Origin of the sequence: Flavivirga algicola, from assembly GCF_012910715.1 — a bacterium.
Classification (GTDB): Bacteria; Bacteroidota; Bacteroidia; order Flavobacteriales; family Flavobacteriaceae; genus Flavivirga; species Flavivirga algicola.
The window spans coordinates 262181-278520 of record NZ_JABBHF010000003.1 but is presented as its reverse complement, the minus strand read 5'-3'; the positions used below and the strand labels follow the sequence as shown (position 1 = coordinate 278520).

Genomic DNA, 16340 nt, shown 5'->3' with positions numbered 1-16340 from the left:
ATCCAATCAACTTATATAGCGTTAACCTCTTTACAAATGGTTGTTAATACAGCACGCTCCTTAACGACATCACCGATAACAATAATAGCTGGGTTTGCCAACTCTTTTTCTGTTACAATACCAACGATGTTTTCTATAGTCCCGATACCTACATTTTCATTGTCTCGCGTTCCATTTTGGATAATCGCGATAGGTGTATCTTGTTTGTTTTCTTCTGAAAAAATACGAACAATTTCACGCAGCTTACTCATGCCCATCAAAATGACTACAGTCGCCTTTGATTTTGCTGCCAAGGCAACATCGGATGACAATTGATGATTTTTAGTTGTTCCAGTAATCACCCAAAAACTTTCGGAAGCATTTCGTTTGGTTAAAGGAATCCCTTGATATGCTGGTACAGCAAGAGCCGATGATATTCCAGGAACTACAAAAGTTTCCAACCCAAAAGACCTTACATAATCAATCTCCTCAGCACCTCTCCCAAATATAAATGGATCACCTCCTTTTAAACGCACGACGTGACCAGAACTTTTTGCTTTACTAACTATAAGTTCATTGATTTGTTCTTGCTGAAAAGCATAACATCCTTTTCGCTTACCCACAAAAATAAGTTCTGCCTCGCTTGATGCATATTTTAGCAGGGCTTCATTTATAAGTGCATCGTACAGGATAACATCTGCAGACTCAATAGCTTTAATAGCCTTAAGTGTTATTAAATCTACATCGCCTGGTCCAGCACCTACAACAGTTAATTTTGGGGTTTTTAAACTCATATTAATTTTTAAACAGCTTTTTTCTCAAGCTTGTTAGTTTCAGCTTCTCTATATGCTTTTACTTTTTCTAAAAATAAATTTGCATTGTTAATATACTTTGATGCAAAATCTTCAGTTGGAGCAAATTTATTAATTTGATATATCAATTCTGAAAAAGATGTTCCTAAATCTATATTTCCATTTGCAACAAACAATTCGTCAAATTGGCTTACGATACCTGCATGTGTATTTGTTTTCTTATTTTCTGCTAATAACAATGCTTTCGCAGAATTAACTAAAGAACTATATGCATGGTAAATAGCACTTGAATATACTTTATTATCAAAAGATTTTTTAGCATTTTCAATTTTCTCTTCACTTTCTAAAAACAACGTGGCAATTAAATCGATAACAACACCAGCACATTCACCAATACCAATCTCCTTAACATACTTCTCTTCTTCACCCCAATCTATAAAATCATCTTGGGCTAAGTTAGTAACATCTTGAAGATCGTTTAAGAAATCGTAGAAATACTTTTCTCCTTTTTCTTTATAATATTCTACAAATTGCTTTCCATTGGCATTTGCCTCAAAATCGTCTAAAATACGTCTTAAAGCTTCTGGTCCTCTTTTACTTGGCACTTTAACGACCTTATCTGCAAATACGCCTTGACCGTCCCCTAAATTACCGCCACCTAACAGTACTTGTAATGCTGGCGCTACTAATTTATCTGGTGTACGAACAGACATGCCTTGGAAACCAATATTTGCCATATTGTGTTGTCCACAAGCATTCATACAACCACTTATTTTAATAACTAGATCTTCATTATTTAGATATTGTGGGTATTCCGACTTAATAACACGCTCCAATTCATCTGCAATTCCTGTACTACTTGCAATTCCTAAATTACAAGTATCCGTTCCTGGGCATGCTGTAATATCGACAGCTTTATTATAACCCGCTTCTACAAATCCTAACTTTTCTAATTCATTGTAGAAAAACGGTACTAATGCTTCCTTTACAAAAGGAATCACAATATTTTGACGTAACGATAGTCTTAATTCTCCAGCCGCATATTTTTCTACTAAATCGGCTAATAATCTTGCTTTATCTGTATAGAAATCTCCTAAAAACACTTTAATACCTATCGCTACATAGCCTTCCTGTTTTTGAGGAATGAGATTCGTAGACTTCCAAGTTTCAAAAGCCTTTTGGTCTTTTATTTCAACTTGTGGAATTTCATTTACTTCAACTGGTCTAGAAGTTTCATACGCATCTGCATCAATAGCCACCGATTTAAACTCAATGGCATTTTGTTCTTCTTCAACCAAACTTTTAAAAGCTTCTAATCCGATATCTTTTATTAAGAATTTCATACGTGCTTTGGCTCGACTTTTACGCTCACCATGACGATCAAAAATTCTCAAAACACCTTCCATTACTGGAATAATCTTATCTGTTTCCAGGAAATCATATAGTACATCGGCATGACGTGGCTGTGAACCTAACCCACCACCAAGCATCACTTTAAATCCACGAACACCATTTTTGATTTTGGCTATAAAACCTAAATCATGCATGTATGATAAGCCTGTATCTTCATCTGAAGCAGAGAAAGACACCTTAAACTTACGTCCCATTTCCTGACAAATAGGGTTTCTTAGGAAAAAACGGAATAAAGCATCTGCATAAGGCGATACATCAAACGGTTCATTAACATCTATTCCCGCTGTTTCAGATGCTGTTACATTTCTAACCGTATTACCACAGGCTTCTCTAAGTGTCACATCATCACGTTCTAACTCAGCCCAAAGCTCTGGCGTTCTATTTAAATCCACATAGTGAATTTGAATATCCTGACGTGTGGTAATATGTAAACGGCCACGAGAATACTCGTCGGATACTTCCGAAATTCTGCGTAATTGATTACTCTTAACCTTTCCGTAAGGTAATTTAATACGAATCATTTGCACGCCTTCTTGACGCTGTCCGTAAACACCTCTTGCTAAACGAAGACTTCTAAACTTCTCTTCGTCTATTTTACCGTTATGAAAAAGCTCAATTTTATTAGCTAATTCTATAATGTCATTTTCGACAATCGGATTTTCTATTTCTGTTCTAAAACTTTGCATTCCATCCTTACCTTCCCAAAGGGAAAGGATTTATTTAGTGTTTATATTTTTTATTGAATGAAGCCAGCTCCAACCGTATTATTTGTTTGAGTATCGATTAAAATAAACGATCCGTTTGTTCTGTGATTTTTAAACTGATCGTAAAAAATTGGCTTATTTAATTTGAAAGTTACCGATGCTATATCGTTAACTCCTATACCAGACACCTCCGTATCGATTCCTGAATAATCTGGATGTATCTTATGGTGAATCGCATCTACTTTTGCCAATACTTTATTAATACCGTGCTGTACTATATATTTAGATCCTGCTGTTAATTGTGTAGAATCCATCCAGCAAACATTCGCTGTAAATTGTTTATCTATAGTTGGTAAATCACCATCCTTAACAATCATATCGCCACGACTTACATTAATATCATCCTCTAAAGTGATGGTTACCGACGAACGTCTTGAAGCCGTTTCATACTTTTCATCATAGAAATAAATATCTTTAATTTTCGATTTTGTTTGAGATGGTAATACTACGATATCATCTCCTACACTTAGATTTCCTCCGTATACTTTTCCTGCATAGCCTCTAAAATCGTGAAATTCTTCAGTTTTTGGACGTACCACATATTGTACTGGGAACCTAGGTGTGCCAATATTAAAAATATCTGCTTTATCGATTTCCTCTAAATGTTCTAATAAAGTCTGACCTTCGTACCAAGGCATCTTATCTGTTTTATTTACAACATTATCCCCTTTTAGGGCACTAACAGGAATAAAAGTTATTTTTTGACCTTGGTAATCTCTCTTGCTCATCAACGCTTCAAAGTCTGCCTTAATTTTATTATAGGTTTCTTCTGAATAATCAACCAAATCCATTTTATTAATAGCAACAACAATATCTTTAACTCTCAATAAGTTATTGATAAAAAAATGACGATTTGTTTGCTCGATCACCCCTTTTCTAGCATCAATTAAAATGATAGAGGCTTGTGATGTTGAAGCACCCGTAACCATGTTACGTGTATATTCCACATGACCAGGTGTATCTGCAATAATATAACTTTTCTTAGCCGTTGAAAAGTAAATATGAGCAACATCTATGGTAATACCTTGCTCTCTTTCTGCCACCAAACCATCGGTTGCTAAAGAAAAATCTAAATAATCGTAGCCTCTTTGCTTACTTGTTTTTTCAATAGCTTCTAATTTATCTGTAGTTAATGATTTTGTATCATATAGAATACGCCCTATTAAGGTACTTTTTCCATCATCTACACTTCCTGCTGTTGCAATTTTTAATACTTCCATTTTATTTAGTATTAAGTATTAAGTCGGTAGTACTAAGACCTTACCTCTCTCTACTTTTTTATTTTCTAATTATCTTTTTATCTCCACTTTCCAGTACTTAATTCTTTGTACTAATCACTTAGTACTTACTAGAAATACCCTTGTTGCTTACGTTTTTCCATAGCTGCCTCAGAACGTTTATCGTCAATACGCGCACCGCGTTCCGAAATCGTAGACTCTCTAATTTCCTGTACTACTTTAGAAATAGATACTGCATCTGATAACACCGCCGCAGTACAGCTCATATCCCCTACAGTTCTAAAACGCACCAATTCTTCTATAACTTCTTCATGTTCATCTCTGTAAACAACACCATCTTCTGCAGACCATATCATACCATCTCTTAAGAACACTTTACGTTTATGCGCAAAATATATCGAAGGTATTTCTATATTTTCTTTCTCTATATAAGACCAAACATCTAATTCTGTCCAGTTTGAAATTGGAAATACACGAACATTTTGTCCAAGCTCGATATTACCGTTTAACATATCGAATAATTCAGGACGTTGGTTTTTCTCATCCCACTGTCCAAAATCATCACGCACGGAAAAAATACGCTCTTTAGCTCTGGCCTTTTCCTCATCACGACGTGCTCCACCAATACAAGCATCAAACTTAAATTCTTCGATAGCATCTAAAAGCGTAGTTGTTTGAAGTTGATTTCTACTAGAATATCTACCCGTTTCCTCTTTTACCTTTCCTTGATCGATGGAATCTTGTACATTACGTACAATAAGCTCTAAACCTAATTCTTTAACCAGTCGATCTCTAAACTCTATTGTTTCAGGAAAGTTATGTCCTGTATCAATATGCATTAAAGGGAATGGAATTTTAGCTGGATAAAATGCCTTAACAGCAAGCCTCACCAAAGTAATAGAATCTTTTCCTCCTGAAAACAACAACACTGGTTTTTCAAACTGTGCCGCTACTTCTCTCATGATATATATCGCCTCGTTTTCCAGTGAATTGATATGTGATGTATCTTTATTCATAATTTTTAGCCCTCTAATCCCCTAAAGGGGGAACTTTTACTCGGGCGAGGTAAAAGTTTATGATTTCTCTTTTATTCTCTATAACTGTTTATTGCAACCGCATACTGTTTCTTTGCACACTGCTACGCGTGTAATCCACACTCTCTATTCTCCAATGCTTTAGTTGGATCGAAATATTTAAATTCGTTTGGCAAACCATTTTCTTCTAAATAACCATCTAATTTCTCATCAGTCCAATAATAAAAAGGGCTCACTTTTAAAACACCATCTTTACTCAAACTAAAAATTCCGATGCTGTTTCTAAATGCCGTTTGTCCTTGACGCAGGTTTGTAAACCAAATATTTGGCTTATGCTCTTCCATAGCCCTTCTAAAAGGCTCTAACTTCACTTGTTCTGTAAACAACGCATGTTCGGGTGCATCGATACTTGGAATTCCCATAACTACATCTCGGTGTGACGATGTTTGCTTTGGCACGTACAAAAAGATATTTAAATTTAAATCTTTTATCACCTGTTCTGCATGCCTGTACGTTTGAGGCGTATTATAACCCGTATCGCACCAAATCACCGAAATAGTAGGATCAACCGAATTTACAGCATGTAAAATTGCAGCTTCATATGGTCTGAAATTAGTTGTTACAACCGCCTTATTATTAAGCTCAAAAGCTTTTTTAATAATCTCAGCTGGCGTAGCTTTTTCAAAGCTTTTATTTAATTCTTCTATTTGAGTCTCTGTAAACATGTCTTTATATTATTTTATTTTCCCCACTTAATAGCGTTCCATACACGTTCGTGGAAAAAGTATAAAATCAATTTTGTTATAAAATCTATTGAAGCTATTGAAGCAGCAATCTTAATATCCTTTGCCAAAACAAAAGAAACTGCAAGCGTATCTAAAGTACCTACAACCCTCCAGCTAAGCGCCTTAGCAACACTCCTTATTGGTTTTTCGCCTGAGCTATCGGCTTTGTAAGTAGATTTTTCTTTATTTTTAAATAACATCTGCGCTATCATTTGTCGTTGTATTACATTAATCCTATCGATTTAATAGGAATTACAAAAGTAACACTTTTTGTTACACGGCAAAAATTATTAACAACTTATTTGGAATAATGGAATATTTTGGGGTTAATCAACCGAATTTATAGGGAAATTCTATTTTTTTTATGAAGTTTTCATCGTTCAAATCCCAGACAGATCCTCTAATGTATTATTTCTTAATACTTTTAAGGTGTTATCACGTACTTGAATCATAAGTTTATGTACACTACATTCATGTTCGTCTGGACAATCGTCGCATTTCTCATAAAAATTTAAACTCACACAGGGCACCATAGCAATAGGCCCCTCTAAAACACGCATAACATCAGCCATTTTTATTTGAGAAGGTTCTTTTATAAGATAATACCCCCCATGCTTTCCTTTTTTAGAGCCTAAGAACCCAGATTTCCTGAGAGTAAGCATAATACTCTCCAAGAATTTCTGCGGAATATTTTCGCTCTTTGAAATCTCACTTATTTGAACAGGGGCTTCCCCTTCACTTTTAGCTATAAAGGTTAGTGCTTTTAAGCCATATTTAGTCTTTTTCGATAGCATGCTGCTAATATACTTAATTTAGGGCTTGCTACCAATGTTAATAAACTAATGTAATTAGTAAGAATAGGTCAAACACCCCTTAGAGCATAAAATAATATAAAATAGAAAAGCGCATATGAAATGCGCTTTTCATGAATCCCAACAATTTTAATTTGGCGACTAACTCAAATAATTAAATGATTGTGGACTGTCCTAAATGTATGTTAGTAAAGTTTAAATTCGTTTCCTCTGGGTTATTTATAAAATCCTCTATAAAATCACCAACTTTAGTGGTCGTTATATGGTCGTATTTTGTGTTTAAATCTGGAGTTGTAATATGGAGCTTTAATGATTTATCGACACCCTCTCTAATAAGGTCTGCTTCTTCATGCAATTCAAAATGATCCAACAGCATGGCTGCCGATAAAATAGATGCGATCGGATTTGCTATACCTTTATTGGCTGCTTTGGTGTATGCACCATGTATGGGTTCAAACATAGCATATTTGTCGCCAATAGATGCAGAAGCTAACAAACCTATAGAGCCTACAATAACACTAGCCTCTTCAGACAGGATATCTCCAAACATATTTTCGGTTAAAATAACATCAAACTGCCTTGGGTTAATAATGAGCTCCATAGCCGCATTATCTATATACAGAAAATCTAGTTTTACGTCTGGATATTGAGCCGCCAATTCCTGAACCACTTTACGCCACAAACGAGAACTTGCCAAAACATTAGCTTTATCTACCAGTGTTAGCTTACGTTTTCTGGATTGCGCTGCCTTAAATGCCAAATGCGCAATGCGTTCTATTTCAAAACGCGTGTATTGGCAAATATCGGATGCTGTATTACCATCTTCACTTAACTTTTTCTCACCAAAATAAATCCCCCCTGTAAGCTCACGATAAATAAGGATATTGGTGTCCTTAATTTGTTTTTTCTTTAACGACGATTTGTTTAATAAATCTTCGTAAGCAATAACAGGTCTTATATTGGTGTATAAATCCAATACCTTGCGAAGCCCTAAAAGTCCCTGCTCTGGTCGTACTTCAGCATCTGGATCCATATCATATTTGGTTTCTCCAATAGCTCCAAACAAAACAGCATCTGCGTTTTCACAAATGCTTATGGTTTCTTCTGGCAAAGGGTCTCCAGTTTTGTCTATGGAGGCTCCGCCGACCAAACCAGTTTCGAAAGTAAATACATGGTTAAACTCCATGGCAATAGCTTTCAAAACCTTGACGGCTTGTGCTATAACCTCTGGACCTATACCATCGCCTGGTAAAACGGCAATATTTAGTTTCATCTTTTATTTTATTTAGCTTCCCACATGTACAAAATTCAAAGAAAATCTCAAAGATTGCCCTTGGGACTCTTTTTAGTTAAGCAGAAGTAATTTCGTTATATACTTTGCTATTTTCTATAATTTGGTGGATATCACTGTCATTAACCTCTTTCTTTTTGTCGGCAAAATTCAAGAAATTTACATAAATTTCATCCAACTGAAGCTTGGTTAGTTCGTATCCAATATTTTTTGCTCTATATGCCAACGCCGCTCTTCCACTTCTTGCTGTCAATACAATAGCAGACTCTGTTACTCCTACATCTTTAGGATCAATAATCTCGTAAGTTTCGCGGTTTTTAATAACACCATCTTGATGAATCCCAGAACTATGCGCAAATGCGTTTGCTCCAACAATGGCTTTATTTGGTTGTGTGTATATACCCATACTATCTGAAACCAATTGGCTAATACCATATAACATTTCTGTCTGTATTCTAGTATCAAGATTTAAATACGGGTGCTGTTTTAAAATCATGACCACTTCTTCTAAAGCAGTATTACCAGCTCGCTCTCCTATACCGTTAATCGTACATTCTATTTGTCTTGCTCCGTTAATAACACCTTCAATAGAATTGGCTGTTGCCAAACCAAGGTCATTATGGCAATGGCACGATAAAATAGCCTTATCAATACCTTTTACATTTTCCTTTAAATACTTAATTTTAGCACCATACTCATGTGGCAAACAGTAACCTGTAGTATCTGGAATATTCAAAACAGTTGCGCCAGCTTCTATAACAGCCTCACAAACACGTGCTAAGTATTCGTTATCAGTTCTACCAGCATCTTCTGCATAAAATTCCACATCTTCAACAAAAGATTTCGCATAGCTAACTGCTTTGACAGCCCGTTCTATAATAGCTTCCTGTGTTGATTTAAACTTGAATTTTATATGAGAATCTGAAGTTCCGATACCTGTATGGATTCTAGGTGTTTTAGCATGTTTTAACGCCTCGGCAGCTACCTTTATATCATTTTCAACAGAACGTGTTAAACCACAAACTGTTGCATTCTTTACAATTTTAGAAATAGCCTCAACCGATTTAAAATCACCAGGACTTGAAACAGGAAAACCAGCTTCAATAATATCAACTCCTAAATTGTCTAACTGTTCAGCAATAATTAACTTCTGCTCAGTGTTCAATTTACAACCTGGGACTTGCTCGCCATCTCGAAGCGTAGTATCAAAAATTTGGACGTTATTATTAGACATTTATTTAAATATATTTTCTTATTGTACTACGAATTTATATTTTGGTTTCCTAAAAGCAGAATTAAAGCTTTCGTTTTTACGATGTTTAACCCATATATTGATTTTATAAATATCTAATATTCAGCACATTAATATTGTTTTCAAAACTATGACAAGAGAGCAAAAAGATAATTTGTTTGTGTTAATAAAATCACTGTCTAAATCTGAAAAGAGGCAGTTTAAGCTTTATGTAGGTCGTTTGGGTGTAAACGAGGACTCTAAATTTTTGATGCTTTTTAACATCCTTGATAAACTATCTGTTTATGACGAAGTTGCCATTCTTAAAAAAGGCATTGTAAAAAAACAACAACTTTCTAATTTAAAGGCTCATTTATATAAACAAATTCTAATTAGTTTAAGATTAAACCCTTCCCATCAAAATGTTAGGATTCAAATTCGTGAGCAATTAGATTTTGCTACCATTTTATACCATAAAGGGCTTTACAAACAAAGTTTGAAAATATTGGACAAAGCCAAAAGTTTAGCTATTGCAAATGAAGAAAAGAACGTTGCCTATGAAATTGTAGAACTGGAAAAAATAATTGAATCTCAATATATCACCAGAAGTCTTAATAATAGAGCAGACGAGTTATCTGTACAGGCCAAAGAACTAAGTCAACAAAACGTCATAGCCAGTAAATTATCTAATTTATCTCTCCAGTTGTATGGTTTATTTTTAAAAACAGGCTATATAAAAAATGATAAAGAAAATCAGAGGGTTACAGATTACTTTAACAATAGAATACCAAAATACGATATCAACAAATTAGGTTTTAGAGAAAAACTTTGGCTGTACAAAGCCTATTTATGGTATAGCTTTTTGACTTCAGATTTTTTAGCGAGTTATAAATATGCTTCTAAATGGGTAGACTTATTTTATGAAAACAAAGATCAGGTTATTCTAAACCCAGTCTTTTTTCTAAAAGGGAACCACTATTTACTCGAAGCATTATTTTACTTAAGACAATACGATAAATTTAAGGAAACCCTTTTTAATTTAGAAGACATTACAAAGCAAAAATGGTTCCCTGTTGATGATAATGTTGATGGGTTGGCTTTTTTATACATTTACCACAATAAGTTCAATCTGCATTTCATGGATGGAAGCTTTAAAGAAGGGCTTCCTTTAATTGAAGAAGTATTAGAGCGTTTAAAAAATTACAAAGACCGTATAGACGAGCACCATATTATGGTATTCTATTATAAGATTGCGAGTATGTATTTTGGTGCTGGAGAGAACAAGAAGTGTATTTATTTTTTAGAAAAAATAATAAGCAACAAATCTTTGCAAATGCGTGAGGATTTATTGTGTTTTTCAAGAATTTTAAATCTTGTTGCCCATTATGAAGCTGGTCTGGATTATAACCTGGACGTTTTAATAAGAAGCACTTATAAGTTTTTAATTAAAATGGAAGACTTGTATGAAGTGCAAAAAGAGTTTATTAAATTCTTGAGAGGCCTAGGCGATATTTATCCGAATGAAGTAAAAAGAGAGTTTATCAAACTTCATAAAAAGCTAAAGCAGTATGAAGATGACCCCTACCAAAGTCGTGCTTTCTTGTATTTGGATATTATCTCATGGTTGGAATCTAAAATAGACAATAAACCTATTGACTTAGTTATTAGAGATAAGTTTCAAGAAGCGAAACGCGGTACCTAAATAGTATACTCGTTTAATAAAAATGGCCTATTGGGCACCATAAATTTTAGCCGTCAAAAAAAGTTTTTATAAAATTTTTCAAAAAAAATTAGGATTTTAACTTTTTCTGAACGAATATTTGCATTCACAAAGTTCAATCACTTATTGAAATGTTATCAAGAAAGGCGGAGGGATTAGACCCAATGAAGCCTTAGCAACCCTTTATGCGTAAAGAAGGTGCTAAATTCTACCCCGTCCTGAACTATAAGCTGAATTTATTTCAGCATTATTTTTGGGATTATACGGATAGATAACCAAACGAAATTACATTCAGTAATTTTAAATTTTCTTTTTAACATTTTTCTATATAAGTAAGCTATTCGTAGCGTATTTGACTTAATCGTAAAGAATTTCTAAATGTTTTTCATTTAGATAGCTTTTAAAATATTTTTATCGTACACATGCTGAATTTGTTTTGGTATGAGTGGGAATTAATTCAAAAAAATTAGAAAAATGAGTACTCAAAAATTAGCAACAAATGCATTACATGCAGGACACGATGTAACAACAAATGGCGGAACAAGAGCCGTACCGATTTATCAAACAACATCATATGTTTTTAATAACTCCGATCACGCAGCGAATTTATTTTCATTGCAAGAATTAGGGTTTATATATACCAGACTTAACAACCCAACAAATCAAATTCTTCAAGAACGTTTAGCTGCCGTCGAAGGTGGTATCGGAGCTGTTGTATTTGCTTCAGGAACTGCAGCTATCTCAACAGGGTTGTTGACGCTTTTAAAAGCTGGAGACCATATTGTAGCATCTAGTAGCTTGTATGGAGGAACTTATAACCTATTAAGTGTAACCTTACCCAGGTTAGGTATTACTACAACATTTGTAGATGCCTCTAATCCAGATAATTTTAAGGCTGCTGTAAAAGATAATACGAAAGCATTCTTTGTAGAATCTTTAGGTAACCCTAAATTAGATGTTTTAGATTTAGAAGCTATTGCGGTACATTCTAAGGCAGCTGGTGTTCCTTTTATTGTTGATAATACAGTAGCAACGCCAGCTCTATTAAATCCGTTAAAACACGGTGCTAATATTGTTATTCATTCCCTTACAAAATACATTGGTGGACAAGGAACTTCTTTGGGTGGTGCTATTATAGATGGCGGTACCTTTGATTGGGCTAATGGAAAATTCCCTGAATTTACAGAGCCTTCTGCTGGATATCACGGACTAGTTTACAGTGAAACTTTAGGCGCAGCAGCGTATACTTTTAAATTAATTTTAGAAGGATTAAGAGATTTTGGAGGCGCTTTAAGTCCAACTAACGCATTCAATATTATTCAAGGTCTAGAAACACTTCCTGTAAGAATAAAACAACATAGTGAAAATGCTTTAGAACTTGCAAAATGGCTAGAAAAACAAGAAGAAGTTGCTTGGGTAAATTATCCAGGCTTAGAAAGCAGCAAATACAAGGCGTTAGCTGATAAATATTTGCCTAAAGGACAAAGTGGTATTGTTACTTTTGGAGCAAAAGGCGGGTACGATGCCGCTAAAACCATCGCAGATAAAACAAAAATATTCTCTTTGTTAGCAAATATTGGAGATACAAAATCACTCATTATTCATCCAGCAAGTACAACACATCAGCAATTAAGTGATGAAGAACAAATATCGGCTGGTGCGACTAAAGATTTAATTAGATTATCTGTTGGTATAGAAGATGTAGAAGATTTAAAAGCCGATTTAAAAGCTGCTTTTAGTGAAATTTAAGTCCTAAAAAATTACTAATGAAAGACGCGTTGTCACATATCACAATTCCAGATTACACAACCGAAAGTAACGTTTTAGTCTCTGAAATTAAACTGAGCTATCAGTCTTTTGGAAAAACTTTGGGTACAGCCCCAATTGTTTTGGTAAATCATGCTTTAACAGGTAATAGCAACGTTGCAGGAGATGATGGCTGGTGGAAAGAATTGGTTGGTAATGACAAAGTCATAGATACTAATTTATATACCGTTTTAGCATTTAATATTCCTGGGAATGGCTTTGATGGCTTTGTAATCGATAACTATAAAGATTTTGTAGCCAGAGATGTTGCTAAGTTATTCTTAACAGGTCTTAAAGTATTAAAGATCGACAGGCTTTTTGCTATTATAGGAGGATCTTTAGGTGGTGGTATTGCCTGGGAGATGGCTGCAATAAAGCCAGATATTACCGAGCATTTAATCCCTGTAGCAACCGATTGGAAATCGACCGATTGGTTAATTGCCAATTGCCAAATACAAGAACAGTTTCTACTAAACTCAAAAAATCCTGTGCACGATGCCAGAATGCATGCTATGTTGTGTTATCGTACTCCAGAATCATTCAAAGAACGTTTTCATCGTTCTAAAAATGAAGATTTGGAGATTTTTAATGTAGAAAGCTGGTTATTGCACCACGGTAAAAAATTACAGGAACGTTTTCAGTTATCGGCTTATAAACTGATGAATCAATTATTAAAAACCATTGATGTCACTAAAAATAGGACAAACGATTTTAACACTGAATCAAGTTCAGCACAAGTTATTTTAGAGCGTATCGACGCTAACATCCATATTATAGGTGTAGACTCCGATTTATTTTTTACAGCAGAAGAAAACAGGCAAACCCATAAGCAATTAGCGTTAACCCATCCAAATGTAACATATAATGAGATACATTCGGTACACGGGCATGATGCTTTTTTAATGGAATATGAACAACTAGAAAAAATTATTGAAGGCATTTTTGTGCCAGATTCTAAAAAAAGAAAAATGAAAGTACTAAAGTTTGGAGGTAAATCTTTAGCAAATGGCGATGGCCTGAACAAAGTGATTTCCATTATTGAAAACAAGGTCAATAATGGAGAGAGAGTTACTGCCGTTGTTTCGGCAAGGGGGCATGCTACAGACGAATTAGAGCACATTCTAAATAAAGCTTTAAAAGGTGAACCTTTTCAAGACGCATTAAATGCTTTTAAAGCCTACCAAAAAGAACCATTAAAATCCATAGATTTTTCCGAGCAATTTTCAATTCTGGGCAAACTTTTTGAAGGTGTTAGCTTATTACGAGATTGCAGTCAAAAAACAAAAGATGAAATTTTGGCACAAGGCGAATTGTTATCTGTAAAATTAGTTTCAGAATTACTGAACCAGCGAGGTATTAAAGCAAAAGCGACAGATGCAAGGCAATTAATAAAAACAGATGATGCTTTTGGTAATGCTCAGCCTATTTCACAGTTAACCAAAGACAATGTCAGAAATTATTTTAAACAAAATAATGGAGATACTGTTAATATAGTAACTGGGTTTATAGCTTCTAATTCAAAAAATGAAACGACTACTTTAGGTAGAAATGGAAGCAATTATTCGGCTGCTTTATTAGCCAATTATCTGGATGCCGAAGAGTTACAAAACTACACCCATGTAAATGGTATTTATACAGCAAATCCCGATCTGGTTGCAGATGCTCAAAAAATTAGAGAATTATCATTCAGTGAGGCGAACGAGTTAGCCAATTTCGGAACAAACGTGTTACATGCCAAAACCATTATTCCACTCGTTGAAAAGAATATCAATCTTCGTATTTTAAATACTTTTAATTCTGACGATGAAGGAACTTTAATTACGGCCAAGCCAAGTTCCAAGGAGGTCACTTCCCTGTCGGTTTTAGATGATGTTGCATTATTAAATTTAGAAGGAAGAGGTTTATTAGGTAAGATTGGTGTAGATGCTAGGATTTTTAAAGCCTTGAGCATTCATAATATTAGTGTAAGTATTATTTCCCAGGGCTCTTCAGAAAGAGGCATTGGATTAATTATAAATGCAGACCAAGCGACTCAGGCAGTTATTGCACTAGAACGTGAATTTGAAAATGATTTTTACTCACAAGACGTCAATAAGATTGAAATTGTTGATGATGTTTCTGTGATTTCTATTATAGGCATAGAATTAAGTTCTTTCCACAAACCTTTTAATGCATTGATTAAAAACCAAATCACGCCTTTATTGTTCAACAATACAGTTACAGGCAGAAATGTTAGTTTGGTGGTTAAAAAGAGGCAATTACATAAAGCCATGAATGTGATTCATGGTGAGGTTTTTGGAATTTCAAAAAAGATAAATATTGCCATTTTCGGACACGGTTTGGTTGGTGGGGCTTTAATTAATCAGATTTTAAAGTCTAAAAATGATATTGAAAAAAGAAAAGGCATTAATCTAAATGTATTTGCTATTGCTAATTCTAAAAAGCTTCTTCTAAACAAAGATGGCGTTGAAAATAATTGGCAAGAAACCATAAAATCGACAACGCAAAAAAGTTCTATTCAAGATATTATTGCTTTTGCCAAAGCCCATCACTTAGAGAATTTAATTGCTGTAGATAACACATCGAGTTCAGAATTCCATATGAATTATGTCCCATTGGTGGAAGCTGGTTTCGATTTGGTATCATCAAATAAAATAGCCAATACCATATCTCATGAGTTTTATACAGAATTGCGTTCGCAATTAGAGGAACACAACAAGCAATATTTATATGAAACTACTGTTGGTGCAGGTTTGCCATTAATTGACACCATTAAACTATTGCATGAATCTGGAGAAAATATTACCAGAATACGAGGTGTTTTCTCAGGTACCTTAAGCTATTTGTTTAATAACTTTTCAGTTCAAGACAAACCATTTAGTGTGATTGTTCAAGAAACTATCGACAAAGGTTTTACAGAACCAGATCCAAGAGAAGATTTTTCTGGAAATGATGTAGCTAGAAAATTATTGATTCTGGCAAGGGAATTAGATCTACAAAATGAATTTGAAGATGTGGCTGTTCAGAATTTAATTCCAGAAGCTTATCAGAACATTTCGGTTCAGGAATTCTTGCAACAGTTAGATGTATTGGATGAAGCATTTCAGGAGAAAAAAGACGAACAAAAAGAAGGCCATGTGCTCAGGTATGTAGGTGATTTATCTGGAGACCTTTCACAGGACAAAGGAAATTTGGAGGTGAAATTAGTATCTGTACCAGAAGATAGTACTCTAGGTCATGTAAAAGGATCGGATGCTATTTTTGAAATTTTCACAGAATCTTACGGTGAACAACCTATCGTTATTCAAGGAGCAGGTGCAGGCGCAGAAGTTACAGCAAGAGGTGTTTTTGGAGATATTTTGAGGCTGTCTAAACATATTAATTGAAAAAATTGGAATTAAGCATAAAGAATCTAGAACATAGATAATTAGAAGAATACAAGAAGCTAATTCGAA

At 34.4% G+C, this 16340-nt stretch carries 12 protein-coding genes and 1 riboswitch; of the genes, 3 read left to right on the top strand and 9 right to left on the bottom strand.

The features are described 5' to 3' along the window. Positions 1 to 11: 11 nt before the first annotated feature. From cobA to HHX25_RS06520, 9 genes are all read right to left on the bottom strand, one after another. The gene (gene cobA / locus HHX25_RS06560) at positions 12 to 773 is read right to left on the bottom strand and encodes a uroporphyrinogen-III C-methyltransferase (RefSeq protein ID WP_169671412.1); all 762 of its coding nucleotides are present in this window, start codon (positions 771 to 773) and stop codon (positions 12 to 14) included. Positions 774 to 781: 8 nt separating this feature from the next. Further along, positions 782 to 2890, bottom strand: coding sequence for a HEPN domain-containing protein (locus HHX25_RS06555; protein ID WP_169671411.1), 2109 nt, complete (start codon positions 2888 to 2890; stop codon positions 782 to 784). A 50-nt stretch (positions 2891 to 2940) separates the two neighbouring features. Beyond that, complete coding sequence (locus HHX25_RS06550) at positions 2941 to 4188, bottom strand: sulfate adenylyltransferase subunit 1 (protein ID WP_169671410.1); 1248 nt, start codon at positions 4186 to 4188, stop codon at positions 2941 to 2943. A gap of 128 nt (positions 4189 to 4316) precedes the next feature. Beyond that, positions 4317 to 5222, bottom strand: a complete 906-nt coding sequence (gene cysD, locus HHX25_RS06545) for a sulfate adenylyltransferase subunit CysD (protein WP_169671409.1) — start codon at positions 5220 to 5222, stop codon at positions 4317 to 4319. A gap of 122 nt (positions 5223 to 5344) precedes the next feature. Continuing rightward, a complete protein-coding gene (locus HHX25_RS06540; RefSeq protein WP_169671407.1) occupies positions 5345 to 5965 on the bottom strand; it encodes a phosphoadenosine phosphosulfate reductase domain-containing protein in 621 nt (206 codons plus the stop codon). Positions 5966 to 5979: 14 nt separating this feature from the next. After that, positions 5980 to 6225 carry a DUF2061 domain-containing protein gene (locus tag HHX25_RS06535; protein WP_240964297.1) on the bottom strand — a complete coding sequence of 82 codons (246 nt, stop codon included), beginning with the start codon at positions 6223 to 6225 and terminating at the stop codon, positions 5980 to 5982. 180 nt (positions 6226 to 6405) lie between these two features. Beyond that, positions 6406 to 6819: an RrF2 family transcriptional regulator gene (locus HHX25_RS06530; RefSeq protein WP_169671402.1), complete on the bottom strand. Its 414-nt coding sequence runs from the start codon at positions 6817 to 6819 to the stop codon at positions 6406 to 6408. Between the two features lie 172 nt (positions 6820 to 6991). Then, positions 6992 to 8110: a 3-isopropylmalate dehydrogenase gene (gene leuB, locus HHX25_RS06525; protein ID WP_169671400.1), complete on the bottom strand. Its 1119-nt coding sequence runs from the start codon at positions 8108 to 8110 to the stop codon at positions 6992 to 6994. Between the two features lie 76 nt (positions 8111 to 8186). After that, positions 8187 to 9362 carry a 2-isopropylmalate synthase gene (locus HHX25_RS06520; protein ID WP_169671398.1) on the bottom strand — a complete coding sequence of 392 codons (1176 nt, stop codon included), beginning with the start codon at positions 9360 to 9362 and terminating at the stop codon, positions 8187 to 8189. A 148-nt stretch (positions 9363 to 9510) separates the two neighbouring features. On the opposite strand from HHX25_RS06520, the gene HHX25_RS06515 reads away from it, so the two are divergent. From HHX25_RS06515 to thrA, 3 genes are all read left to right on the top strand, one after another. Then, positions 9511 to 11061, top strand: a complete 1551-nt coding sequence (locus tag HHX25_RS06515) for a hypothetical protein (protein WP_169671396.1) — start codon at positions 9511 to 9513, stop codon at positions 11059 to 11061. 149 nt (positions 11062 to 11210) lie between these two features. Continuing rightward, a riboswitch (SAM riboswitch) is annotated at positions 11211 to 11311 on the top strand. Positions 11312 to 11553: 242 nt separating this feature from the next. Then, entirely contained in the window at positions 11554 to 12828 is a 1275-nt protein-coding gene (locus HHX25_RS06510) for an O-acetylhomoserine aminocarboxypropyltransferase/cysteine synthase family protein (protein WP_169671394.1), read from the top strand. Between the two features lie 17 nt (positions 12829 to 12845). After that, on the top strand, positions 12846 to 16271 hold the full coding sequence (thrA, locus tag HHX25_RS06505) for a bifunctional aspartate kinase/homoserine dehydrogenase I (RefSeq protein WP_169671393.1): 3426 nt from the start codon (positions 12846 to 12848) through the stop codon (positions 16269 to 16271). Positions 16272 to 16340 lie beyond the last annotated feature (69 nt).

Coding starts and splice junctions, on each gene's coding strand:
- HHX25_RS06515 (WP_169671396.1), top strand. CDS start 9,511: ATGACAAGAGAGCAAAAAGATAATTTGTTTGTGTTAATAAAATCACTG.
- HHX25_RS06530 (WP_169671402.1), bottom strand. CDS start 6,819: ATGCTATCGAAAAAGACTAAATATGGCTTAAAAGCACTAACCTTTATA.
- HHX25_RS06520 (WP_169671398.1), bottom strand. CDS start 9,362: ATGTCTAATAATAACGTCCAAATTTTTGATACTACGCTTCGAGATGGC.
- thrA (WP_169671393.1), top strand. CDS start 12,846: ATGAAAGACGCGTTGTCACATATCACAATTCCAGATTACACAACCGAA.
- HHX25_RS06555 (WP_169671411.1), bottom strand. CDS start 2,890: ATGCAAAGTTTTAGAACAGAAATAGAAAATCCGATTGTCGAAAATGAC.
- cysD (WP_169671409.1), bottom strand. CDS start 5,222: ATGAATAAAGATACATCACATATCAATTCACTGGAAAACGAGGCGATA.
- HHX25_RS06540 (WP_169671407.1), bottom strand. CDS start 5,965: ATGTTTACAGAGACTCAAATAGAAGAATTAAATAAAAGCTTTGAAAAA.
- cobA (WP_169671412.1), bottom strand. CDS start 773: ATGAGTTTAAAAACCCCAAAATTAACTGTTGTAGGTGCTGGACCAGGC.
- leuB (WP_169671400.1), bottom strand. CDS start 8,110: ATGAAACTAAATATTGCCGTTTTACCAGGCGATGGTATAGGTCCAGAG.
- HHX25_RS06550 (WP_169671410.1), bottom strand. CDS start 4,188: ATGGAAGTATTAAAAATTGCAACAGCAGGAAGTGTAGATGATGGAAAA.
- HHX25_RS06510 (WP_169671394.1), top strand. CDS start 11,554: ATGAGTACTCAAAAATTAGCAACAAATGCATTACATGCAGGACACGAT.
- HHX25_RS06535 (WP_240964297.1), bottom strand. CDS start 6,225: ATGTTATTTAAAAATAAAGAAAAATCTACTTACAAAGCCGATAGCTCA.